The organism is Microbacterium sp. Root322 (genome assembly GCF_001425645.1).
Lineage (GTDB): Bacteria > Actinomycetota > Actinomycetes > Actinomycetales > Microbacteriaceae > Microbacterium > Microbacterium maritypicum.
This window is the reverse complement of the sequence record NZ_LMCS01000002.1, coordinates 688,551-712,187: the sequence shown is the minus strand read 5'-3', so window position 1 is coordinate 712,187 and position 23,637 is coordinate 688,551. Positions and strand designations below refer to the sequence as shown.

Below are 23,637 nucleotides of genomic sequence, written 5' to 3'. Positions count from 1 at the left end.
GCGGCCTCAGTGATTCCTGAGCGCGGAGATCAACTCGGACTTCCGTTTGCCGCTGTAGCCGGTCAGCCCCAGCTCCTTCGCGCGCGCACGCAGCTGGGGAACGGTCCAGTCCTCGTAGTCGCCGTGCTCGCCGCCGCGACGCCCTACGGCACTGCGCCCCTCCTTCGCCGCGGCATTCGAGATGCGCGCGGCCTTCTCCTTGGAGGCCCCGTCTTTCCTGAGCTCTTCGTACAGCTCGGGATCCTTCAGCGCGTTGTCGCGTCTTCCTGGCATGTTCCCATCTCCTTCGCGCACTCGGAGGGCGGAAGTCAACCCCCTCGGACAGAACTCCCACCGCGGCTAGCGTGGGGGCACCACAGTCGGGCGTTCGCGCCTGCCGAAAGAAGGGAAAGACCGATGAACATCCTCCTGATCATCGTCATCGTCATCGCAGTGATTCTTGCGATCACCGGAGGACTGGTGCAGTCGCTCCAGTTCCTCCTGTGGGTCGGGCTCGTCCTCCTCGCGATCGCCGTGATCGCCTGGTTGATCCGAGCGATCAGCGGCAGCCGCAAGGTCTGACGACACCACACGTCTGACCCATCGAGGTGAGGCCCGCCCTTCGGCGGACCTCACCTCTTCGGTGTGTGGGGCGCCTTACTTCTCGAACGCGTCCCGGACGCTGTCGCCGGCCTTGCCCGCGGCGTCCTTCACGTTCTCGCCGGCCTGCTTGGCGGAGGCCTTGACCTGATCCGCCTTGCCCTCGGCTTCGAGCTTCTCGTTGTCGGTGAGCTTTCCGACGCCTTCCTTGACCTTTCCGGCGGCCTTCTCGGCGGCGTTCTTGATGTCGTCTGCGGCACTCATGTGCGGCTCCTCTCGTAGGCGGATCGATTGCCTCCGACACTCTCACTCCTTCGGAGAAGCGGCCACGGGATTGACAATCCGCCCGGGCCGTGACAACGTTCGGTCGCCATCGACTCACGCCTCGCGAAGGACTAGCCTGGCGCCAGGCGGGTGGTCCTGCCCGCGGACCTCGACCAAGGAAGCGGTGTGCGATGGACTCGATGATGATGGGCGCCATGTCGAAGAGCATGGAGTCGATGCCCGACATGCAGATGATGGACATGTCCGTCATGCAGGCGTGCATGGATGCGTGCGCCGCATGCGAACAGGCCTGCACGGTGTGCTCGACGCAGATGATGGACTGCTCTCCCGCCTGCATGAACTGCGCCGACATGGCAGGCACCATGATGCGGTCGATGATGCGGATGCAGGGGATGACCCCGGCGTCGATGATGGCGATGCTCAACGCCTGCATCGCGATGTGCAAGACGTGCATGGACGCGTGTGCGCGGCATGCCGACGAGAGCGACGTGTGTCGGATGTGCGCTCAGGCGTGCCAGGCCTGCATGGACGCCTGCTCGGCCATGAAGGACATGCTGATGGCGAGCGCCTGAACCGGAGGCGGGCTCAGGAAGAACGATCAGACGGCGGCGACGTTGAACTGCGTGCCGCCGACGGCGAGCACTCCGTAGCGCGCGTGCAGCGCGACGGGGGTGCCGGGGGCGGCCTCGAGGGCGGCACCGGAACCGTTCCACAGCGCATGCGCTTCGCCCTCGAGCGTGCGCACCACGAGGTCACCGGAGCTGGCGTCGGCGGACTCGACGAGGGCGTCGATCCACCCGGCGGGCGTCGCCGAGGCGATGCGTGCCTGGATGAGGTGCAGAGCATGGCCGGGGGCGAAGGAGGAGCACCGGCCGCCGTGGCTGCACATGCACGCCGCACGCTCACGCACCGGGAGGGGCGAAAGGCGGTTCAGCGGCGTGGACACGGTGGTCTCCTTCTGGTCGGACGTTCCGGAAAGACTAAGACGCCCTTCGCGTGGTGCCCAGGCGGGCCGACATGGAGTGAAACAAACGGGTGTAGGCTCGCCGGGTGCTGTCGTCGATGAGCGCCCTCGGGGCGCAGAGCGGAGCTGCAGGCGCTTCCCGCGCCGCAGGCAGAGGCTGAGGACCCACCGGAGGCGGAACCCCCGTCCCCGGTGTCGCGACGTACCCGGCCACCGTGTCCGGGTTCCTTCCTCTCATCGACCCGCCTTCGCGGCGACCACTCCGAAAGCACCACTCCCATGCGTCCCATCGACGAGCGCGCCATCCGCGCCTCCTTCCTCAACGCCTCCCGCAAAGAGGTCTCCGACCTGACCCTTCCGCCCGGATTCGCCGAGATCGACTTCGACCGGCTCGACTTCCTCGGGTGGGCCGACCCGAAGATGCCCCGCCGGGCCTACGTCGTCACCTGGATCGATGACGCCCCGGTCGGTGTCTTCCTGCAGCGCGCCGAGCAGCGCGTGATCGCCAGAGCGCAGTGCTCGTGGTGCGAAGACGTGACGCTCCGCAACGACGTGCAGCTGTACGTAGCGCGCAAGGCCGGACCGGCCGGGCGCAAGGGCGACAGCGTGGGTGTGCTCACCTGCGCCGAGTTCGGCTGCAACCACAACGTGCGGGTCCTGCCGCCGCTGGCCTACCAGGGGTTCGACCGCGAGTTCGCGCGCGACCTGCGAATCCTGCGACTGCAGGAGCACGTGGCGGGCTTCCTCGCCGAGGTCGCGGGGCGGGCGGGTTAGACGATCCGGGCGCGCACGTGCGCCCAGGCGGGTGCTGTCAGCGCCGCCGACCGGCGGGCGAACTCGTCGAAGCTGTCACGACCGGGCCAATCGGCCGGCAGCATCGACGGGGGAAGCCCCGGATCGGTGTACGGCAGCACCCGCCAGCGGTCGATCAGCTGCACGTACGCGGCGAACGGCTCCGCTGGCAGGTCTGCGAGCGACGCCTGGAAGGCGAGGTGCTCGTCGCGCAGCGCATCCAGATCCCACCACTGCGCCGCAGCGTCGACGAGGCTGCCGGCGGGAACGGGGGCGGATGCCGGGAACAGCGTCGCCCACGGGCGCGCATCGAGTTCGTCGAGGATCTGCACCACCTCGTCCTGAAGGTGGCCGGGGCAGATCCACAGGGCGGGCGACACGACTCCCGCACCGATCCACTGCAGTCGTCGACGCAGCTGATGGCGCACGCTCCTCGCGCTCTCGGGGATCGAGAACGAGACCAGGCACCACGTGTCGGCGTCCGTCATCTCGCGCATCTCGAAGATGCGCCGATCGCCGCGTTCGAGCATCGGGATCGCTGCCGGGTTCAGCCGGTAGCCGATCTGCTTCTCACGGGCGGCGAGCAGCAGGCCCTTCTGCTTGAGGCGTGCGACACCGGTGCGCGCCGGGGCCGGTTCGATGCCGAGGTCGCCGGCGAGGGCGACCAGGTCGGCGGCGGAGATCCACCCGCCGAGCGGGCGCAGGAAGACGCCGATGAACGTCCGCAGCAACGATGCGGTGCTGCCCGGGCGCGCATCGATGTCGTCGAGGACGGGCGCGACGGCACGGTCAGAAGTCACCGGACTCCAAGGCGTCGCGCACCGCGAGCACGCCGGTGATGGTCTCGACGTGCGAGGTGCTCAGCGGAGAGAGTCCGAGGCGGATGCCGTCGGGGAATCGGAAGTCCGGGATGATGCCGTCGGCCCACAGGCGACGTGTGACGTCGCGGAAGTCCGGATGCCCGATCGTCACGTGTCCGCCTCGCAGCTCGGCATCGCGAGGGCTGAGCAGTCGCACACCGAGAGGGGCGAGCACCTCGTCGTAGGCACGCACGGCGAGATCGGTCAACGACTGCGACTTGGCCCGCACGCCCTCGATCGTCGAGTGCTCGATGAGGTCGAGCATCCCCTGCATCGCGAGCATCGACGTCACCGGGGGAGTGCCGCTGAGCAGCTGGCGGATGTCGCCGGACGGTACGTACTCCGGCCCCATCGCGAAGATGTCGGCCGCGCTCCACCAGCCCTGGATCGGCTGGCGCAGCACACCCTGCAGTCCGTGTCGGAGGTAGGCGAAGGCGGGGGAGCCCGGCCCGCCGTTCAAGTACTTGTAGGTGCAGCCGACAGCCATGTCGACACCCCACTCGTCGAGCTGCATCGGCACGACGCCGGCCGAGTGGCACAGATCCCACATCATCAGGGCGCCGGCCTCGCGCACCGTCGCGGTGATGCCCGGCATGTCGGCCAGGGCTCCCGAGCGATAGTCGACATGGCTCAGCGACACCAGGGCGGTGCGTGCGGAGACGACGGCCTCGACATCGGCGATGGTCACCCCGTGCACCGGGTCGGGTTCGATCCACCGCAGCGTCATCCCCGTCTCGGCGGCCACGCCCTCGGCGAGGAACCGGTCGGTGGGGAAGTTGCCCGCCTCGATCACGAGCTCGGTGCGGTCCGGGTCGGCCGACGCGGCGGCGCGCATGAGCTTGTAGATCAGCACGCTGGTCGAATCGGCCACGACGGTCTGGCCGGGGGCGGCGCCGAGAGCGACCCGTCCGATGCGGTCGCCCAGCTCCATCGGCAGCGCCATCCACTGCTCGTCCCACGAGCGGATCAGCCGCGTGCCCCAGTCGTCCCGCACGAAGGCGGCGATCTTCTCGGGGACATCGCGCAGGGGACGCCCGAGCGAGTTGCCGTCGAGGTACGCGGTGACGCCAGGAGCCTCGGCGAACGCATCGAGGTGGGCGTGCAGCGGATCGGCCGCATCGAGAGCGCGGGCGAGTTCGAGGAGGGAGGAGTCGGGCGTCATGGTCATGTCACACCTTCAGGTCTGCGGGGGTGAGGGGGCGGGCGACGAGCGGATCGGCGCTCGACGGGGTTCCGCCGGGGATGAGGAGGAGAGCGGAGTGGGGTTCGCGCGGGTCCACGGGGGCGAGAGCCTGCAGCAGGGCGGCATCGTCGAGTCCTGCCTCGCGGAGAGCGGCGACCTCGTGCGGGTTCAGATCGACCGGCCTCGGTCCGTTGCCCAGGTCGGTCCCGTAGAGCACGCTGCCGCCTGCGGTGCGGAAGCGGCGCACGTTGTCGATCGCGATCGCACGCTCGGGGTCGTCATGGATGGCGAGCGTCGAGATCCAGGAGGCGGAGGCGGCCTGGCGCCCGATCTCGTCATCGTCGAGTCGCTCCGTGAACGGGGCGTGCGCGAGCCGGGCGGCTCCGAGACCGACCACACGCCGTGCTTCGCCCGCCCCTTCGGCGTGGGCGACGACGGGGAGACGGCGCGCGGAAGCGAGCCGCACGATCGTGCGGAACAGATCGTCGGTGAGGACGGGTCCTGCGGCACTGTTGCTGGTGACCTTGATGCAGGTCGCGCCGGCGTCGGCCATCTCCGCGACGGCGTCGGCTGCGGCCGCGGCGTCGGCGATCTCGCGCACCGAGCCCTCCGGCGCCCAACCGCGGTCGGAGGGGTACCCGCCGGGGGTGGTCAGGAAGGCTCCGGCGAAGTGGACGGACACCGGTTCCGGCACGGCGATCAGACGCAGTGCCTCGGGGTTTCCGCCCAGGTCGACCACGCGGCCGAGGCGTGACTCTGCCAGCACGCCATGCTCGATGAGCTGGAGGTGCACGTGGTGGTCGGTGAATCCGCCCACGATCACACCATCGAGCCGGGGAGCTCCCGACGCGGGCACCGCATCGCGCAGCCGCAGGTGCCCGTCGACGAGCTCGACGACGCCCTCGCGCCACCCGACTCCGTCGAAGAACGTCGCGGCGTGCATCAGCTGCCGATCTCGGTGCGCACGGTGTAGAGCTCGGGGAAGAAGGTCAGATCCAGTGCGCGCTGCAGGAAGCCGACGCCGCTGGAGCCGCCGGTGCCGACCTTCATGCCGATCGTGCGCGCGACGGTCTTGAGGTGTCGGAAGCGCCAGAACTGGAAGTTGTCCTCGAGGTCGACCAGGTCTTCGCACGCCTCGTACAGGTCCCAGTACCGGCTCGGGTCCTGGTAGATCTCGCGGATCGCGGGCACCAGCTCCGGGGTCTCCCGGTAGGGCTCGCGCACATCGCGCTGGAGGATCGAGCTCGGGATCGGCAGCCCGCGGCGGGCGGCGAAGCGCAGGAACTCGTCGTAGAGCGTCGGCTTCTCCCACTCGGCGGTGAGCAGAGCGAGGTTGGCGGGGTGGTCGGCGAAGACGCTCAGCATCTTCTCGTTCTTGTTGCCGAGGGCGAACTCCACCGCCCGGTACTGCACGGACTGGAAGCCCGACGAGTTGCCCAGTGCCCCGCGGAACTGCGCGTACTCGGTGGGGGTGAGGGTCGCGAGCACGGACCACTGCTGGGTCATCACGTCTTGGATGCGCTTGACCCTGGCGATGCGCTTCAGTGCCTCGCGGAGGTCGTCGCGGGCGAGCAGCTCACGCGCCGAGGACAGCTCATGCAGCAGCTGCTTGAGCCACAGCTCGGTGGTCTGGTGCTGGATGATGAACAGCATCTCGTCGTGGTGCTGCGGTTCGCTCACCGGATGCTGCGCGGTGAGCAGCTGGTCCAGCGCCAGGTAGGAGCCGTACGTCATCCGGCCGGAGAGGTCGGTGACGATGCCGGATTCCAGGGCGCGTTCGTTCTCGGTGTGCATGCGCCGAATATATCACTTTCGTGGCGAGCGTCACAGGAGTGATATGTTCTGCGTCGACGTCCCTCAGAGCGCGGGGGTGCGCGGCGGCGGCGTGCGACGCGTGCCAGGGCCGCCTGTCGCTTCGAACGCCGCCGCGAGGCGCAGCAGTCGCGTGTCGTCATGCGCCCGACCTGCGAAGGTGAGGCCGATCGGCATGCCGATGTCGCTCATCACCCCCATCGGGACGGTGACGGTCGGGATGCCGAGGTGGCGCACGGCGAGGTTGCCGTTCGCGATCCAGACGCCGTTGCGCCAGCCGCGGTCGGCGGATTCGGGGTTCACGTCCATATCGGCCGGACCCACATCCGCGACCGCCGGGAAGACCACGGCATCGAGCCGCAGCACATCCATCCACACCTCCAGGTCGCGACGACGGGTCTCCTCCAGGCCGCGCAGGCCGTCTTCGAGTTCGGGCATGTCCGTGAACGAGGCATCGGGGTGGCGGCGCACCCAGTCCGGATACTCGGCGATGTCGTCGTCGAAGCCTGTGTAGCGGTCGGGGAGTGCGCCCGGGGGGTGGGGGAAGATCGTGGCGCCGTCGACGTCGACGAGCGAGTGCAGAGCGGGGTCGGCGTTCGCCTGCAGGAAGTCCTCCCACGCCCACGCCGAGAGATCGACGATCTCGCGGCGCAGGTACTCCGGCGACACCAGGCCGCGGGTCGCGATGGTGTGCGCCCCCGGACGGTCGCCCTCGTAGTGCGACACCACCGGGAAATCGACCTCGATCACGGTCGCTCCGGCGGCGGTGAGGTCGCGGCGGGCGACCTCCCAGCGCTCGATGATGCTCGCCCGTGTCTCGATGCGCCGGCCGGTGGGCCCGCCGATGCCGGGGTTCTCGGCAGTGCCGGCATCCGGGTCCGCATTGATGTACATCCGGGGGATCCCGATACGCGCGCCGACGAGGGCGAGGGGGCCGCCTGTCGCGAGTGCCGGATACGATTCCGGTCGCACCGTCGATGCCGCAGGCAACGCCACCCACGGCTGCGCGCGCCAGAAGTCGCCACGGGTCTCGGCGTCGTCGGCGACGATGACCTCGAGCACTTCGAGCAGGTCGGCCATCGAGCGGGTGTGCGGCACCACCACGTCCATGGTCGGCACGAGCGGCCAGTTGCCGCGGGTCGAGATCACCCCGCGCGAGGGGGTGTAGGCGCACAGCGCGTTGTTGGTAGCCGGACCACGGCCGCTCGACCAGGTCTCCTCACCGAGACCGAAGGCGGCGAAGCTCGCCGCCGTCGCCGTGCCGGAGCCGTTCGACGAACCGGAGGCGAAGGGCGCCGTGAGGAAGGCTGCGTTGTAGGGACTCTCGGCGCGACCGTAGACGCCGCGCTGCATGCCGCCGTTCGCCATCGGGGGCATGTTCGTCAGTCCGAGGCAGATGGCGCCGCCCGCGCGCAGCCGCTCGATCGTGAAGGCATCGCGCTGGGCCACGAGCTCTGCGAAGGCGGGACTCCCCGCGGCGGCGGTGAGGCCGCGCACGAGGTAGCTGTCCTTCGCGGTGTACGGGATGCCGTCGAGCGGCCCGAGCGTCTCCCCGCGGGCGCGACGCGCGTCGGAAGCGGCGGCCTCGCTCCGCGCGCGGGGATTGGCGACGACGACCGCGTTCAGGGCGGTCTCGGTGCCGGGGGCGTCGAAGGCGGAGATGCGCGCGAGGTATGCGTCGACCAGTTCGACGGCGGTCGTGTCTCCGGCGTCGAGGGCGCGCCGCAGATCGGCGATGGACGCCTCGACCACGTCGAACATCAGCGGCTTCCGTCGAGGGCGGGCTGCTGTTGGGTGATGCAGTGGATGCCGCCGCCGCGGGCGAACAGCGGGCGCGCATCGACCGTGACCACGCGGCGTCCGGGGTAGGCATCGGCGAGGATCTCGCGCGCTGCGGCATCGGCCTTCTCGTCGCCGAAGCCGCAGGCCACGACGCCGTCGTTCGTGACGAGGTGGTTGACGTAGCTCCAGTCGACAGGGCCCTCATCGTCGGAGAGCGTCGAAGGGGCGGGCAGCCCGATCACCTCGAAGCGGCGGCCGGCGGCGTCCGTCTGCTCCGCGAGCATGCTGCGCAGCTCGCGCGTGACCGCGTGATCGGGGTGGTCGGGGTTCTGCTGGTCGTGCAGCAGCAGCCGCCCGGGCGACACGATGGTGGCGACGATGTCGACGTGGCCGTTCGTCCCGAAGTCGTCGTAGTCGCGAGTGAGCCCACGGGGGAGCCAGATCGCCGTGGTCGCGCCGATCGTGCGGGCCATCTCGGCCTCGATCCGCTGCTTGTCGGCGTAGGGGTTGCGCCGGGGGTCCAGCTGCACGGTCTCGGTGAGGAGCACGGTGCCCTCGCCGTCGACGTGGATGCCGCCGCCCTCGTTCACGAGCGTCGAACTCACGAGCTCGGCGCCGACGGCGTCCGCCACGATGCGTGCGTGCTGTGCGGCCTTGCGCCACTCGGCCCATTCCGGGGCGCCCCAGCCGTTGAAGATCCAGTCGACCGCGCCGAGCACGCCAGGACGCTCGTCGTCGACCACGAAGGTCGGCCCCGAATCGCGCATCCAGAACTCGTCCACGGGCGCGATCTCGATCTCGATGCTGCTGCTGAGCATGCGCCGGGCCCTGGCGACCTCGCTCGGATCGACCAGCATCGACACGGGCTCGAACTCGGCGACGGCGTGGGCGACGGCGGTCCAGGTGGCGTAGCCCTCCTCGCGGGCGGCGTCGGTGTCACCGAGGGTCTCGCCCTCCGCGGGGAACGCCATCCAGGTGCGCTCGTGACGTGCGGTCTCGGTGGGCATGCGCCAGCTCATCGTGATCTCCTCGCTGCTGCCGGTTCGTCTATTGAACATGCGATCAACAGGTGTTACGGTAACCCCTGATGAAGACCACGTCAACAGGTACGTCCACTCGGCGGATGTCGCCGGAGGAGCGCGATCAGTCGATCCTCGACGGTGCGATCGGCCTTGCCCGCGAGAGCGGACTCGAGAGCCTCACCGTCCGCGCGGTCGCGGCTCGCGTCGGGGTCACCCCCGCACTCGTGGCGCACTACCGGCCGGGGATGGACACCTTCGTCGCCGACGTCTTCGGGCTGATCGTGGCGGCCGAGCGCGAAGAGGTGATCGCCGCGTTCGACGACACCGACGACCTGCGCGAGAGCCTGCTGCGACTCATCGAGACGCTCCTCGATGCCGACCGCGACGACGTCACCCTCATCTGGGTGCAGGCCTGGGCGCTCGGAGCCCGAAACGATGCGCTCGCCGCGCGCGTGCGGCAGGAGATGGACGGGTGGCAGAGTGCGCTCGAGCAGATCTTCGCCCGTGCCGCTGCGGCCGGAGCCATCGCCGCCGGTCGTGCCGACACCGCAGCCTGGCTGCTGCTCGCGATGGTCGACGGCATGAACGCGCACTCACTGGTGAAGTGGGCGCCCCGCGACCGTGCCGACCTCGCCAGGCGGGCGCTCGCTGCGGTGCTCGACAGCGCGACGCCCGAGGCCACCGGCTCGCGCGCCACCGTCTCCCATTCCACCGACCCCCGACCCACGGACCCCCGATCCGATGACAAGTAAAGGAACGCCCATGGATGCTGTGCGCATGCACGCGGCCTCGCCCGAATCGACCGCGATCGTCGACGCCGTGCTCGACTATTCGCGCCGCCGCATGCTCGCCTCCGACGTGCCGCTGGACAAGCCCCAGTCCGAGGCGGAGCTGAACCGTCTGGTCGGGCCCACGATCACCGATGCGGGACTCGGCGCCGCGCGCGCCCTCAGCGTGTTCGAGCACGTCCTCGCTCCGGCCTGCCTGACCACGAGCCACCCGCTGTACCTGTCGTTCATCCCGACCGCGCCGACCATGGCCGCGATCGCGTTCGACCTGGTCGTTTCCGCGTCGGGGCTGTACGGCGGAAGCTGGCTCGAGGGCGCGGGGGCCGTGCACGCCGAGAACGAGGTGCTGTCGTGGCTCGCGAGCGAGTTCGGGCTGCCCGAGACCGCAGGCGGGGTGTTCGTGCAGGGCGGCACGATCGGGAACCTGTCGGCGCTGGTCGCCGCACGCGAGGCCGCGAAGGCCCGGCTGATCGCAGAAGGCAAAGAGCTGCCCACCCGGTGGAAGATCGTGTGCAGCGTCGAGGCGCACTCCTCCAACAAGTCGGCCGCGAAGATCATGGACGTCGACGTGCTGCTGGTCCCGGCAGGCGACGACGGCGTGCTCCGCGCCGATGGCGTGCGCGAGGCCCTCGTCGAGCACGGCGACGAGATCTGCGCGGTGGTCGCCACCGGCGGGTCGACCAACTTCGGCATCGTCGACGACATCAAGGGAATCGCGGCCCTCAAGGACGAGTTCGACTTCTGGCTGCACATCGACGGCGCCTACGGCCTCACCGCCATGCTGGCACCCGAGGCGCGACACATCTTCGAGGGCGTCGAGCGCGCCGACTCGGTCATCGTCGATCCGCACAAGTGGCTCTTCGCGCCGTTCGACTGCTGCGCTCTGATCTACCGCGATCCCGACAGCGGACGACGGGCGCACACGCAGCACGCCGAGTACCTCGACATCCTGACCGAGGTCGACGAGTTCAGCCCCTCGGACTACTCGATCCAGCTCACGCGCCGCCCGCGAGGCCTGCCGATGTGGTTCTCGGTCGCGACGTACGGCGTCACCGCCTACCGTGATGCCGTGAGTGCGGGACTCGCGCTGACCCGACGCATCGCCGACGAGATCGCCCGTCGCCCCGAGCTGCGACTGGTGCGCGATCCGCAGCTGTCGATCGTCGTGTTCGAGCGGGAAGGGTGGGAGCGCGCCGATTACGACCGGTGGTCGGCGGCGCTGCTCGATTCGCAGCGCGCGTTCGTGGTGCCGAGCTCGCACGCCGGGCGCCCGAACACGCGATTCGCGATCCTGAACCCGCTCACCACGTTCGAAGACCTCGTCGGCATCCTCGACACGATGAAGTAACCCCGCCGCCGCTGGTGCGCGCGCCGGTGGGGTCATGCCCGTGCCTGTTGCGGCTCAGCCGGCCATCCCGGCGGTGAGTCGACGCAGGCCGTAGTCGAAAGCGCGGTCGACGTCGCCGCCGAGGCGGAACGCTCCGGACAGCTCCATCTGCAGGAACCCGGTCGCCCAGGCGGTGAACAGGCGGGCAGCGTCGAGCGCGTCCTCTTCGCCGACCAGGGCGGATGCTGCGCGGATCAGCGGAGCGGCCGAGCGCTCGAGGGCATCGTGCGGCGCGGCGATCGTGAACATGAGGCGGAAGCCCTCGGGGTGCTCCTGTGCGAAGCCGCGATAGGCGTGCGCGAGCGCACCGATGTCGTCGCCCGCAGCTTCGAGCCGCGCGGTGAGAGCGTCGATCGACGCGGTGGCGACGGCGGCGTGCAGGGCGTCCCGATCCCGCACCCGCTTGTAGAGCGAGGGGGCGCGGACGCCCACCCGATCCGCGACCGCCTGCATCGTGAGGCCCGAGGGGCCGGCGACCTCGAGGATCTCCCGCCCCGCCGCGACGATCTCCTCGGTGGACGTGCGTTCGGGTGTCGGCATCGGATCCTCCTGGATGGCTATTGACAATAGCCATCATAGCTACGTAACGTAGCCATCGCAATCATCCCGAGAGGATCCGTCATGAAGCTCGCACCCCGCCTGCACCGCCTGGGCAACGACATCGTCGCCTCGTACCTCATCGACCTGCCGGAGGGGATCACCCTGATCGATGCGGGCCTTCCCGGGCATTGGCGCGACCTCCAGCGCGAGCTCGAACTGATCGGTCGTCCGCTGTCCGATATCCGCGGCCTCGTCCTGACCCACGGCGACGGCGATCACATCGGCTTCGCCGAGCGGCTGCGCACCGAGGCGGAGGTGCCGGTGTACATCCACACGGCCGACGCGCATCGAGTCCGCACCGGAGAGAAGCCCAAGACCGCGATGGGACCGGCGAGGATCGGGCCCACGCTCGGCTTCTTCGCCTACGGCCTGCGCAAGAGCGCCCTGCGCACACCGCACGTGTCCGTCGTCACGGAAGTCGCCGACGGCGACGTGCTCGATCTGCCCGGTGCTCCGGTCGTCATCGGAATGCCCGGCCACTCGCCGGGGAGCATCGCGGTGCACGTGCCGGCCGTCGACGCGGTGTTCGTCGGCGATGCGCTGACCACCCGGCACGTGCTGACAGGGCGGACCGGGGCTCAGCCCGCGCCGTTCACCGACGAGCCGGAGCGGGCGCTCGCCTCCCTCGACAAACTGGCGGGAGTCTCGGCATCGTGGGTGCTTCCCGGCCACGGAGCGCCCTGGCACGGCTCCCCGGCCGACATCGCCGCCGCGGTGCGGGCCTCGGCCTGACGCTCGCGGTCAGGGGGTGCCGAGCACGGTATCGGTGTCGCTGACGATGATCTGCGGGGGATACAGCCCCATCACCTGCAGGGCGGCCGCATGGTTCTCGGCGCTCGATCCGGCGCACGCGTCGGCCGCGATCGTGACGTGAGCGCCGGCGTCGGCGGCGGCCAGTGCCGTCGAGATCACGCAGCAGTCGGTCGAGACCCCGGCGAGCACGAGATGCCCTCCGCGTCCGACGATCGCCTCGAGCTCGGGCCCCCACTTGCCGAACGTCGGCAGGTCGATGCTCGGATGCGGGGAGAGGCTGGCGGCTTCGGGCACCAGGGCGAACAGCGGGTCGCTCGGCGGTTGGTCGGCGAACGGCCATGCCGCGAAGTAGTCACCCCACGAGGTGGACCGATCGGCCGTCGGCATCCAGCGGGTGACGAGCACACGGTCGCCGAACGCGTCCGCGAGGGCGCGGATGCGTGGCATCGCCTCGCCGAAGAACGGTGAACCCCACGCGGAGTCTGGCGCGGCGAAGATCGCCTGCGGATCGATCACCACGAGCCAGGTGCCCCCGGTCGCCGGAGCGCTCACACCGCCTCCTGGCGCCGGATCTTCGCGGCCCTGGCGAAGTAGGTCACGAGGAACGACAGCACCAGCGCGAAGAACACCCCGAGGTTCGCATACGCCCATTCGCCGTCCCTGCCGCCGATGAGGAACAGCAGGTAGCCCTGCCAGTTGTTCCACGCGGCATCCTCGGCGAAGTTGTTCACGACCAGGCCCCAGCCGATCACGCTCGTCACGACCAGGGTGCCGATCGAGGTCCAGTCCCACGCGCCGTAGCGACCGTTCTGATCGAACAGGGCCTCTTCGTCGTAGTCCTTCTTCCGGCGCAGGATGTCGGCGATCAGGATTCCGGCCCACGAGGCGAGCGGCACACCGAGCGTGATCAGGAAGCTCTGGAACGGACCGAGGAAGTCGGTGGCGAAGAACACCACGAAGACGGTGCCGATCGTGAGGATCACGCCGTCGATCGCCGCAGCCGACGGACGGGGGATGCGGATGCCGAGGCTGAGCAGCGTCAACCCGGAGGAGTAGATGCCCAGCACCGCTCCCGAGACGAGCGCGAGCACGGCGGTGAGCAGGAAGGGCACGAGCACCCACGTCGGCAGGATGGAGGCGAGCGCGCCGATCGGATCCGCAGCGATCGCGTTCATGAGATCTTCGTCGGATCCGCCCAGCAGCAGACCGAACACCACGAGGATCACCGGTGCCACCGATCCTCCGATCGTGTTCCAGGCGACGATCGCTCCGTCGGATGCCGTGCGCTTCTGGTAGCGCGACCAGTCGGCGGCGATGTTGATCCAGCCGAGGCCGAATCCGGTCATCACCATCACGAGTGCCCCGATCACCTGGCCGATGCCGCCGTCGGGTCGGGCCAGCACGGCGGCGAGGTCGATCGCCGGTGCGGCGAGGATAATGTAGAGCACGGTCACGACGCCGGTGATCCACGTGAGCACCGACTGCAGCTTCATGATCGTGTGATAGCCGAGCACGGATGCCGTGACGATCAGTGCGGCGACGATCGCGGTCGCGACGACCTTGAGCCACACGCTGTCGCCGTCGCCTCCGAGCTGCGTGATCACGGTCGCGGTGGCGAGCACGGCCAGGATCGCGAGGAACGTCTCCCACCCGATCGAGGTCAGCCACGAGACGATGCCCGGCACCTTCTGGCCCTGCACGCCGAACGCCGCGCGGGAGAGCACCATGGTGGGCGCCGAGCCGCGCTTGCCGGCGATGGCGATGAGCCCGCAGAGCAGGAACGACACCACGATGCCGATGACCGAGACGATGGTCGCCTGCCAGAACGAGATGCCGAAGCCGAGCACGAACGACCCGTACGACATGCCGAACACCGACACGTTCGCGGCGAACCACGGCCAGAACAGGTCGCGAGGCTTCGCGGTGCGCTCGGACTCGGGGATGATCTCGATGCCCGCACGCTCGATGAGGGCCGGCTTGATGTCCGTCATCCTCACATCCTGGCACTGCCGGGGAGCGGCCGGGTGGCTTTCGTGAGGGGGTGGATCCGCCGCCGGGGTCAGCCGGCGAAGAACGACTGCGCCGTGCGGGCCAGATCGTGAAGGTCGCTGACCCCGGCGAGCTCTCGTGCGGAGTGCATCGACAGGATCGGGATGCCCACGTCGACCGTGCGGATGCCGAGGCGGGTCGCCGTGATCGGGCCGATCGTCGAGCCGCACGGCACGCTGTTGTTCGACACGAACTCCTGCGTCGCGACGCCGGCGCGCTCGCACCAGGTCCGCCACGACGCCGTGCCGATCGCATCCGTCGCGTAGCGCTGATTGGCGTTGATCTTCAGGATGGGGCCGGAGCCGAGCACCGGCTGCACCACGGGATCGTGCTTGGCGGCGTAGTTGGGGTGCACCGAGTGGCCGACGTCGCTCGACAGGCACCACGACGAGGCATAGGCCTGGCGCCGTGCGGATCCGTCGGCGCCGAGTCCCGCGTACAGGCGCTCGAGCACGTCTTCGAGGAAGGGGCCGGCGGCGCCCGAGCGCGATTCCGAGCCGAGCTCCTCGTGGTCGAACGCGGCGAGCACGGCGATCGGCGCTCCGGGTGCCGGTTCATGCGCCTCGAGGGCGACCACACCGGCGTGCACCGAGGCGAGATCGTCGAGGCGGCCCGAGGCGAAGAACGCGCTGTCCTTGCCGAAGACCGCTCCGCGTGCGGAGTCGGCGACGACCACGTCGTAGCCGCGGATCTCGGACGCGGAGACGTCCGCAGACGCGGCGAGTTCGGCGAGGATGTCGGCGTCTGTCGCCTCTCCCAGTCCCCACACCGGCTGCGTCTCGGTCTGCTTGTCGAGGGCCAGGCCGTTGTTCACGCCGCGGTCGAGGTGGATCGCCAGCTGCGGCAGTCGCAGCAGCGGACCGGTGTCCGCCAGCACGACACGGCCGTCCGCCAGAGCCAGTCGCCCGGCGAGTCGCAACTCGCGGTCGAGCCACGAGTTCAGCAGCGGGCCGCCGTACACCTCGACGGCGGCCTGCAGCCAGCCGCGCGAACCGGTGGTCGGCTGGGGCTTGAGCTTGAAACCGGGGGAGTCGGTGTGCGCACCGAAGATCTGCACGGGTGTGGTCGCCACGGCATCCGCGGGCACGACCCAGGCGATCGCCGCACCATCGCGCACGACCACGTACCGACCGCCGGCCGGTGTCGGCCAGGCATCCTCTTCGCGCAGCCGCGTGAACCCTGCGGCTGCCAGCCGTCGCGCGACCTCCTCCGCCGCGTGGTAGCTCGAGGGCGACGCGGCGACGAAGTCGGCGAGATCCTCGGCGTGGGCGAGGGCTGCGGGGGTGACGGGCATGTCGTGACCTTCCTGAAGAGCGCGGTCCTTCGAGCGTAGTCGCGGTCTCCGTTCGGCAACGGCGCTATCGTTTTCGCGCCCGCCCGGGTTAGCCTTCCACTGGGGGAGACGCCGGTTCGGGGTCTCCGGTATTCGGGGAGAAGCTTTCACATGCGTGCGAACACACGTCTGTCCATTCGTCGCGCCGTCGCGGGCGCCACATCAGCACTGCTGCTGGCAGCAGGCCTCACCGTCGTGACCGACGCGATCGCACCGACACCGGCCTCGGCCGCGCAGGACCCGACGAGCTGTCAGGGAACGGTGGCGCTGGTCAACGGCGGTTTCGAGGCGCCGGTGCTCCCGAACGCCTCGGTGTCGCTCACGTCGGCCCCGCTGGTTCCCGGGTGGTCGACCACCGACAGCCTGAACCAGATCGAGCTCTGGAGCAGCGGTTTCAACGGCGTCACCGCGGCCGCGGGTCGGCAGTTCGCCGAGCTCAACGCCAACTCTCCGAGCAGGCTCTTCCAGGACGTCGCGACGACCCCGGGGCAGACGCTCTCCTGGTCGCTGAAGCACCGAGGACGCAGCGGCACCGATGTGATGCGCGTCGTGATCGGGTCGCCCACCGGCACTCTCGTGCAGAACGGCCCCAACCTCTCGGACGGGAGTGCGGCCTGGGGCTCCCACACCGGCACCTACACCGTCCCCGCAGGGCAGACGGTGACGCGCTTCGGCTTCCAGGCGGTCAGCTCGGCAGGGGGCGTCTCCTCCGTCGGCAACTTCCTCGACGACATCACCTTCGGAACAGGGCCGTGCCTGCTCACGACCAAGTCGGTGACCAACCTCACGCGCGGGGGCACCACCGCCGAAGTGGGAGACACGCTGCGCTACACGGTCACGACGAACAACGGCGGCGGAAACCCGGCCCTGCAGTCGGTGTCGTCCGACGTGCTCGCCTCGGGGATCGACTTCGTGCCCGGCTCCCTCAAGATCATCAGCGGTGCGGGCGCGGGCTCACTCACCGATGGCGCCGGCGACGACCGGGGCTCGTACACTTCGGGCAACCGCACGGTGCAGGTGCGTCTCGGCACCGGCGGCACCGCCACCGCCGGTGGATCCATCGGTGTGGGCGCGAGCACCAGCTACACGTTCGACGCCAAGGTCAACCTCTCGGCTGCGGCGAGCACCATCGTCAACGAGGCGCGGGTCGCCTTCCGCGACGACGTCGTGGGCCAGGACCGCACCTCGGTCAGCCCGGAGACCCAGACGCCCGTGGGCGCGGCGGCGGATCTCGCCATCACCAAGTCGCTCGACACCGATCCGCTCGTCGCCGGACAGCCGGTCACGTTCTCGATCGGTGTGACGAACAACGGGCCGCAGACGGCGACCGGGGTGACCGTGACGGACCCGATCCCCTCCGGTGTCACGAACGTCTCCGCCACCTCTCCCGGCGCGACCTGCACGGTCGCGGCGGCGGTCAGCTGCGCCGTCCCCGACATGGCCGTCGGTCAGAGCGTGCAGATCCAGGTGACGGGCACGCTCTCGCCGTCGAGCGATCCCGGAGCCTCGCTGTCGAACACGGCCACCGTCTCCGGCACCCGCACCGACCCGAACCTCGGCAACAACACCGCGAGCGTCATCGGCACGCTGACGACGGCGACCGACGTATCGATCATCAAGACGTTCTCCCCGTCGGACCCGGTCGCCGGTCAGAACGTGACCTACACCCTGTCCGTGTCCAACGCCGGGCCGTCCGAGGCGCGCAACGTCGTGATCTCCGACCCCCTCGACCCCGAGTCGACCTTCATCAGCGCCACTCCCGAACAGGGAGCGTGCACGGTGGACGCCTCGGTCCTCACGTGCCAGATCGGTACGCTCGCGCCGGGCGCGACGGCCGTCGAGACCGTGGTGGTGGTCCAGGTCGCCTCCGGTGCCACAGCCGTCCTCCAGAACACGGCGACCGTGACGACGAGCACGACCGACACGAACCCCGCGAACAACGTGTCGTCGACCAGCTTCGAGCCCGACATCATCGCGGACATGTCCGTCGTCAAGACGGCCTCCGCGGCGCAGGTCTCGGCGGGCGATGCGATCGACTTCACCCTCGCGGTGCGTAACCTCGGTTCCTCGGACGCCGTCAACGTCGTGCTCGCCGACACCATGCCGGACGGCTTCTCCGTGACCGGAGTGGATGCTCCTCCCGGCGCGACGTGCACGTCCACCGCGAGCTCGATCACGTGCAACTGGGCCTCGTTCCTCGTGGGAGGGCCGTCGAACGTCGTCGTGCACGCCGTCGTCGCCGCGGACGCCCCCATCGGCACCGTGACGAACACCGCGGCGGTGGCAGCCCCCGCCGACGACCGGGACACCACGAACAACGCCAGCTCCGTCGACGTCGAGGTCGTCCAGAGCGCCGACCTGAGCATCGTCAAGACGGCTCCGGCGACCGGCGAGCCCGGCAGCGCCTTCACCTACACGCTCACGGTCGCGAACGGCGGTCCATCCGTCGCCCGTGGCGCCTCGCTCACCGATACGCTGCCCGCCGGTTTCCTGGATGCCACCGTCAACGGCTCCGGGTGCTCGATCGTCGGCGGAACCGTCGGGTGCGAACTCGGCGACATCGCCCCTGGTGGGTCGGTGGTCGTCCAGGTCACCGGCACCTGGAGCACGACGGCCACCGGGATCGTCTCGAACACGGCGACGACCACATCGGCGACGCCCGACCCGAACACCGGCGACAACACCTCGACCGTCGACGTCACGCTCGCGCCGAACACCGATGTGCGCGTCGTCAAGACGACCTCGACCCCGTCCGTCCCGCTCGGCGGAACGGCCACGTTCGAGGTGACCGTGACCAACGAGGGCCCGTCTGCCGCCTCCGGCGTGGTGCTGAACGAGCTCATGCCCGCGGGCTTCATGCTCACCGGTGCCACGCCGTCGGTCGGCACTTGGTCGATGGAGGATGCGCGCTGGACGGTGGGGACGCTGCTTCCCGGAGAATCGGCGTCGATCACCGTGACCGCGACCGTCCACGTGGAGGGGCAGCTGGTCAACACGGCCGTCGCTTCCTCGCAGACGCCGGATCCCGACACGTCGAACAACACCGGCACGGCGACCGTGACCGTCACGCCGTCCGCCGACCTCGCGATCGTCAAGACGATCTCGGCGAACCCTGCTCCGCTCAACGGCGCCGTGACCTACACGATCGTCGTGACCAACAACGGACCGAGCGTCGCCTCCGCCGTCACGGTCGCCGATGCGCTCCCCGCCGGGTTGCTGAACCCGTCGACCGCCACCTCCGGATGCACCGTCACGGGATCGCAGCTCGAGTGCACGCGGCCGACGCTCGCCGTCGATGCCACCTTCACGGTGACCGTGACCGGCACGGTCGACCCGTCGACCTCGGGTGCGACACTGTCGAACACCGCGACGGTCACCTCGAGCACGCCCGATCCCGACCCGAGCGACAACACCTCGACCGTGACCGTCCCCGTCTCCGGTGCGCCGCAGGTCGAGCTCGTGAAGAGCGCGGGTATCCCGACCGACACCAACGGGGATGCGCGCATCGGTGCCGGCGACACGGTCGCCTACACCTTCACGATCCGCAACACCGGTGATGTCACGCTCACGAGCGCGGCCATCACCGATCCGCTCCTCGGCGGCGCTGTGGCCTGTGCGGCGTTCTCCGCTCCGCTGCTGCCCGGCGGCTCGGTCACGTGTGCGCCGGTGTCGTACACGCTCACACAGGCGGACGCGGATGCCGGAACGGTGCGCAACACCGCGTCGGTGACCGCGCAGTCCTCCCAGGGGCCCGCGACCGACGATGCCGAGGCGAACGTCACCATCGCGGCGACCAACAGCATCAGCCTCGCCAAGGCCCCCTCGACCGTGGTCGATGTGGACGGTGACACCGCCGTCGGTGCCGGTGACACCGTGGACTACACGTTCACCGTGACGAACAACGGAACCACGACGCTGCGCGATGCCGTGATCACCGACGCCATGCTCGGCGGAACCGTCACGTGCCCCGAGCTGAGCGCAGTAGAACTCGCACCGGGGCAGTCGGTGTCGTGCACGCCGATCACCTACACGCTCACCCAGGAGGACGTCGACGGCGGCCTGGTGCACAACGAGGCTTCCGTCACCGCGAACGCCCCGATCGGAACGGTGACCGACACCGCGCAGGCCGACGTCGACATCACCGGCACGGCCACGATCGAGCTGCTCAAGAACGTCGGGCGCGTGCTCGACGTCAACGGCGACGGCTTCATCGGCGCGGGTGACACCGTCGACTACACCTTCTCGGTACGCAACCGCGGCACCACAACCCTCAGCGGTGTGGTGATCTCGGACCCGTTGCTGGGCGCCGGCACACTGTGCACGATCGGCACCCTCGCCGTGGGCGCAGCGGCCGACTGCGGTCCGCTCACGTACACGCTGACGCAGGCCGACGTGGAGGCAGAGATCGTGCGCAACACGGCGACGACGACGGGGACGAGCCCGCTCGGACCGGTCGCCGACGACGCCTCGGCTGATGTCGTGATCACGGGCACGAGCGCCATCGAGCTCACCAAGACGGCCGGAGCGATCGTGCTCGGAGCGGACGGCAGGGTGGGCGCCGGAGACACGGTCGGCTACACGTTCGGGATCCGCAACGCGGGCACCACGGTGCTCCGTGACATCGTGCTCGACGATGCGCTCCTGGGCGGTGCGGTCGACTGCGCCGCGCTCGACGGCCTCGCGTTGAACCCGGGCGACGAGGTCACCTGCGGACCGGTCGACTACACGCTCACGCAGCAGAACGTCGACGACGGGACCGTGCACAACGTGGCCACCGTCGTGGGGCAGTCGCGCAACGGCAGCGCCGAGGACGAGGATGAGGTCGACGTCCCCGTCGCCGGCACCGACGACATCTCCCTGCTGAAGTCTGCCGCTGCCGTGGTCGACGCCAACGGCAACGGACGCACGGATGCCGGTGACACGATCGCCTACACGTTCACCGTGACGAACGCGGGAACCACGACCCTGACGGGTATCTCCGTCAGCGACCCGCGTCTCGCCGGGGTCATCACCTGCGATGCCACCGAGATCGCGCCGGGGGAATCGACCGTCTGCTCAGCAGGATCGCCCGCGGTGCTCACGCAGGCGGAGATCGATGCCGGGGAGATCGAGAACACGGCGACGGCGACGGGCACCGGCACCTCGGAGATCCCGCCGGTGGCTACCGACACCGTGGTGACGCCGCTCGTGGCGCAGCCGGCCATCGCCCTGACCAAGACCGGCGGCGACTACGTCGACGTCGATCGCAACGGGAAGATGAACGCCGGGGACACGATCGCGTTCCGGTTCACCGTGACCAACACGGGAGCGGTGACCCTGACGGACGTGAAGATCGACGATCCGAAGCTGGGCGGCGCCCTCGATTGCGTGATCCCGGATCTCGCGCCCGGTGCGACCGCGAACTGCGGCCCGGTCACCTACCGCCTCACCACGGCGGACGTCGCGGCGAGCACGGTCGTGAACGTCGCCACAGCGAGCGCGATCGGCGGGGCGGTGACGGTCACGGCAGCCGCGACCGCCACGGTCGACCTGAACGGGCTGGCGGCCACGGGTGGCGTGATCACCGGGATCGGGTGGGCGCTCGCACTGCTGGCGGTCGGAGCCCTGGTGCTGCTGATCGCCCGTGTGCGTCGTCGCGAGATCGGCGTCTGATCCCGCACCATCCGCACGAAGCGCCCCGCCCGATGATCGAGCGGGGCGCTTCGTCGTTTCCCCGGTGTTCATCCTGGCGCGATAGGGTCGTCCCGATAGCGCCTAGGGTTCCGGGGTTCGCACCCGTCTGGTCCGAGCGGCGCCACGGCACTCCTCCGCAGGAGAGTCGTCATCTGACAGGACAAAAGCCCGGAGGACCCTGTTCGTCGCGCCGTGCGCCGGACGGAAGGGTCTCGTCATGTCCTCACTCGCATTCGTCCTGGTGTTCGGTGCGGCCATCGCCCACGCGGCATGGAACATCATCGCCCACGGCATCAGCAGGGCCGGTGCTCCGTTCCTGTGGTGGGGTGCTGTCGCCAGCACGGTCGTCTGGATCGGCGCCGTGCCGTTCAGCGGTGGTCTCGGCGCCGACGATCTGTGGTCGTTCGCCCTCGGTGTCGTCGTCTCATCGGTGCTGCACGTCGGGTACATGGCCGTGCTGCAGCGCGGCTACCGCGAGGGCAACCTCTCCACGGTCTATGCCACCGCGCGGGGCACCGGACCGTTCCTCTCGGTGATCGTGGCGGTGCTGCTGCTCGGCGAGCGGCCGTCGTTGGTCGCTCTCGTCGGCGTCGCCGCCGTGATCGTGGGCGTCGTCGCCATCGGCCTCGTCGACAGGGGGAGAGGAGCGGGCGCACGCCGACTCGATCCCGGCATCGTGTTCGGTCTGCTCACCGGGGTCGCGATCGCGGTCTACACGATCTGGGATGCGCACGCCGTGCGCACCTGGAACCTCTCGCCGGTCGCCTTCATGGTCGGCACCACGCTGCTGCAGATCCCGTTCTACTCGATCGCGGTGCGCAGGCGCTGGAGTGCGGTCCGCGCGCTCGGGCGCACGCAGTGGCGCCGCATCCTCGCCTTCGGCATCCTGTCGCCGCTGTCGTACATCCTGGTGCTGACGGCGATCCAGATCGCCCCGGTCGCGCTGGTGGCGCCGCTGCGCGAGGTCAGCGTCGTACTGGTGAGCCTGTTCGGGGTGTTCGTGCTGCGGGAGTCGCGCCCGGCCTGGCGGATCGCGGCGTCGCTCGTCGTGGTCGCCGGGATCGTGCTGCTCGCGTGGTGATCAGCGGAAGCTGACGAGACCCGCGTGCGCGGCCGTCACGAGGATCTGCACGCGGTCGCGCAGGTGCCACTTGGACATCATGCGTCCGAGGTGGGCTTTCACCGTGCCCTCGGAGACGATGAGCGCCTTGGCGATCTCGGCGTTCGACATGCCCTGTGCCAGGCAGTGCAGCACCTCGACCTCGCGCTCGGTGAGCGGCTCGAGTGCGGCGGCATCCGCCGCCACGGGGGTCGAGTCGCGCACGTGCTTGATGAGCATCGAGGCGATGCGAGGGGAGAGCGAGCTGGCACCGCTGTGCACCTCGCGGACGCCGGTGACGATGTCGTCGGCGCTGGAGTCCTTGAGCAGGTAGCCGGAGGCGCCGGCGCTCAGCATCGGAAGCACCGTGTCGCTGCCATCGAGCGTCGTGACGGCGAGCACACGAACGTGAGGCCAGCGTTCGGCGATCACACCGGTGGCTTCGATGCCGTCCATCTCGGGCATCTGCACGTCCATCATCACCACGTCGGGCTGCTCGCGTTCGACGGTGGCGATCGCCTCCACGCCGTCTTCCGCCTGTGCGACCACGGTGATCTCCGGGTCGCGCGACACGAAGTGCGACAACGCCGAACGGACCAGTGGATCATCGTCGACGATCACGACACGGATTTCCTGCATAGGGGGAAGCCTAACGGCGCGGGCGCCCGGACGACGT

Annotated in this window: 22 protein-coding genes; 8 read left to right on the top strand and 14 right to left on the bottom strand. The window is 69.7% G+C overall.

Annotated features, from left to right (window positions below; translation table 11 throughout):
* Window positions 1–6 precede the first annotated feature (6 nt).
* A complete protein-coding gene (locus ASC55_RS08300; RefSeq protein ID WP_017829326.1) occupies window positions 7–273 on the bottom strand; it encodes a DUF7218 family protein in 267 nt (88 codons plus the stop codon).
* 123 nt (window positions 274–396) lie between these two features.
* Between ASC55_RS08300 and ASC55_RS17610 the strand changes: the two genes are divergently transcribed.
* On the top strand, window positions 397–561 hold the full coding sequence (locus ASC55_RS17610) for a hypothetical protein (RefSeq protein WP_017829325.1): 165 nt from the start codon (window positions 397–399) through the stop codon (window positions 559–561).
* Between the two features lie 75 nt (window positions 562–636).
* On the opposite strand, the gene ASC55_RS08295 is transcribed toward ASC55_RS17610, so the two are convergent.
* A complete protein-coding gene (locus tag ASC55_RS08295; RefSeq protein ID WP_017829324.1) occupies window positions 637–843 on the bottom strand; it encodes a CsbD family protein in 207 nt (68 codons plus the stop codon).
* A gap of 215 nt (window positions 844–1,058) precedes the next feature.
* Here ASC55_RS08295 and ASC55_RS08290 point away from each other — a divergent pair, with 215 nt between their 5' ends.
* Window positions 1,059–1,436 carry a hypothetical protein gene (locus tag ASC55_RS08290; RefSeq protein ID WP_218683010.1) on the top strand — a complete coding sequence of 126 codons (378 nt, stop codon included), beginning with the start codon at window positions 1,059–1,061 and terminating at the stop codon, window positions 1,434–1,436.
* 26 nt (window positions 1,437–1,462) lie between these two features.
* Here ASC55_RS08290 and ASC55_RS08285 read toward each other — a convergent pair whose 3' ends face one another.
* Window positions 1,463–1,810, bottom strand: coding sequence for a hypothetical protein (locus ASC55_RS08285; RefSeq protein WP_055865820.1), 348 nt, complete (start codon window positions 1,808–1,810; stop codon window positions 1,463–1,465).
* A gap of 297 nt (window positions 1,811–2,107) precedes the next feature.
* Here ASC55_RS08285 and ASC55_RS08280 point away from each other — a divergent pair, with 297 nt between their 5' ends.
* Window positions 2,108–2,602 (top strand): FBP domain-containing protein, encoded by a 495-nt coding sequence (locus tag ASC55_RS08280; protein ID WP_055865818.1) that lies wholly within the window; start codon window positions 2,108–2,110, stop codon window positions 2,600–2,602.
* Here the strand turns inward: ASC55_RS08280 and ASC55_RS08275 are convergent.
* The 6 genes from ASC55_RS08275 to ASC55_RS08250 all read right to left on the bottom strand — a co-directional run bounded on the left by ASC55_RS08275 (window position 2,599) and on the right by ASC55_RS08250 (window position 9,276).
* Complete coding sequence (locus tag ASC55_RS08275; protein WP_055874334.1) at window positions 2,599–3,420, bottom strand: PaaX family transcriptional regulator; 822 nt, start codon at window positions 3,418–3,420, stop codon at window positions 2,599–2,601. The genes ASC55_RS08280 and ASC55_RS08275 overlap by 4 nt on opposite strands.
* The gene (locus tag ASC55_RS08270) at window positions 3,410–4,648 is read right to left on the bottom strand and encodes a kynureninase (protein WP_200935159.1); all 1,239 of its coding nucleotides are present in this window, start codon (window positions 4,646–4,648) and stop codon (window positions 3,410–3,412) included. The genes ASC55_RS08275 and ASC55_RS08270 overlap by 11 nt, the downstream gene beginning before the upstream one ends.
* Window position 4,649: 1 nt before the next feature.
* Window positions 4,650–5,606: a hypothetical protein gene (locus ASC55_RS08265; RefSeq protein WP_055874331.1), complete on the bottom strand. Its 957-nt coding sequence runs from the start codon at window positions 5,604–5,606 to the stop codon at window positions 4,650–4,652.
* Window positions 5,606–6,457 carry a tryptophan 2,3-dioxygenase gene (locus ASC55_RS08260; RefSeq protein WP_055865810.1) on the bottom strand — a complete coding sequence of 284 codons (852 nt, stop codon included), beginning with the start codon at window positions 6,455–6,457 and terminating at the stop codon, window positions 5,606–5,608. The genes ASC55_RS08265 and ASC55_RS08260 overlap by 1 nt, the downstream gene beginning before the upstream one ends.
* Window positions 6,458–6,520: 63 nt before the next feature.
* Window positions 6,521–8,236, bottom strand: coding sequence for an amidase (locus ASC55_RS08255; protein WP_055874327.1), 1,716 nt, complete (start codon window positions 8,234–8,236; stop codon window positions 6,521–6,523).
* Entirely contained in the window at window positions 8,236–9,276 is a 1,041-nt protein-coding gene (locus ASC55_RS08250) for an agmatine deiminase family protein (protein ID WP_055874323.1), read from the bottom strand. The genes ASC55_RS08255 and ASC55_RS08250 overlap by 1 nt, the downstream gene beginning before the upstream one ends.
* Before the next feature lie 68 nt (window positions 9,277–9,344).
* Between ASC55_RS08250 and ASC55_RS08245 the strand changes: the two genes are divergently transcribed.
* Entirely contained in the window at window positions 9,345–10,031 is a 687-nt protein-coding gene (locus ASC55_RS08245) for a TetR/AcrR family transcriptional regulator (RefSeq protein WP_082524274.1), read from the top strand.
* A 10-nt stretch (window positions 10,032–10,041) separates the two neighbouring features.
* The gene (locus tag ASC55_RS08240) at window positions 10,042–11,415 is read left to right on the top strand and encodes a pyridoxal phosphate-dependent decarboxylase family protein (protein WP_141388180.1); all 1,374 of its coding nucleotides are present in this window, start codon (window positions 10,042–10,044) and stop codon (window positions 11,413–11,415) included.
* Between the two features lie 54 nt (window positions 11,416–11,469).
* Here ASC55_RS08240 and ASC55_RS08235 read toward each other — a convergent pair whose 3' ends face one another.
* Complete coding sequence (locus ASC55_RS08235) at window positions 11,470–11,994, bottom strand: TetR/AcrR family transcriptional regulator (RefSeq protein ID WP_055865800.1); 525 nt, start codon at window positions 11,992–11,994, stop codon at window positions 11,470–11,472.
* Between the two features lie 81 nt (window positions 11,995–12,075).
* On the opposite strand from ASC55_RS08235, the gene ASC55_RS08230 reads away from it, so the two are divergent.
* On the top strand, window positions 12,076–12,786 hold the full coding sequence (locus ASC55_RS08230; protein WP_055874317.1) for an MBL fold metallo-hydrolase: 711 nt from the start codon (window positions 12,076–12,078) through the stop codon (window positions 12,784–12,786).
* A gap of 9 nt (window positions 12,787–12,795) precedes the next feature.
* Here ASC55_RS08230 and ASC55_RS08225 read toward each other — a convergent pair whose 3' ends face one another.
* The 3 genes from ASC55_RS08225 to ASC55_RS08215 form a co-directional block, all read right to left on the bottom strand.
* The gene (locus ASC55_RS08225; protein WP_055874314.1) at window positions 12,796–13,359 is read right to left on the bottom strand and encodes a cysteine hydrolase family protein; all 564 of its coding nucleotides are present in this window, start codon (window positions 13,357–13,359) and stop codon (window positions 12,796–12,798) included.
* Window positions 13,356–14,798 (bottom strand): purine-cytosine permease family protein, encoded by a 1,443-nt coding sequence (locus ASC55_RS08220; RefSeq protein ID WP_055865793.1) that lies wholly within the window; start codon window positions 14,796–14,798, stop codon window positions 13,356–13,358. Before ASC55_RS08220 ends, ASC55_RS08225 begins: the two co-directional genes overlap by 4 nt.
* Before the next feature lie 68 nt (window positions 14,799–14,866).
* Window positions 14,867–16,150, bottom strand: a complete 1,284-nt coding sequence (locus ASC55_RS08215; RefSeq protein WP_055874311.1) for a M18 family aminopeptidase — start codon at window positions 16,148–16,150, stop codon at window positions 14,867–14,869.
* 150 nt (window positions 16,151–16,300) lie between these two features.
* Here ASC55_RS08215 and ASC55_RS08210 point away from each other — a divergent pair, with 150 nt between their 5' ends.
* Together ASC55_RS08210 and ASC55_RS08205 are read left to right on the top strand one after the other, a co-directional pair.
* Window positions 16,301–21,841 carry a DUF7507 domain-containing protein gene (locus tag ASC55_RS08210; protein WP_055874308.1) on the top strand — a complete coding sequence of 1,847 codons (5,541 nt, stop codon included), beginning with the start codon at window positions 16,301–16,303 and terminating at the stop codon, window positions 21,839–21,841.
* 238 nt (window positions 21,842–22,079) lie between these two features.
* A complete protein-coding gene (locus ASC55_RS08205; RefSeq protein ID WP_055874305.1) occupies window positions 22,080–22,943 on the top strand; it encodes an EamA family transporter in 864 nt (287 codons plus the stop codon).
* Here ASC55_RS08205 and ASC55_RS08200 read toward each other — a convergent pair whose 3' ends face one another.
* Window positions 22,944–23,600, bottom strand: a complete 657-nt coding sequence (locus ASC55_RS08200; RefSeq protein WP_031205669.1) for a response regulator — start codon at window positions 23,598–23,600, stop codon at window positions 22,944–22,946.
* Window positions 23,601–23,637 lie beyond the last annotated feature (37 nt).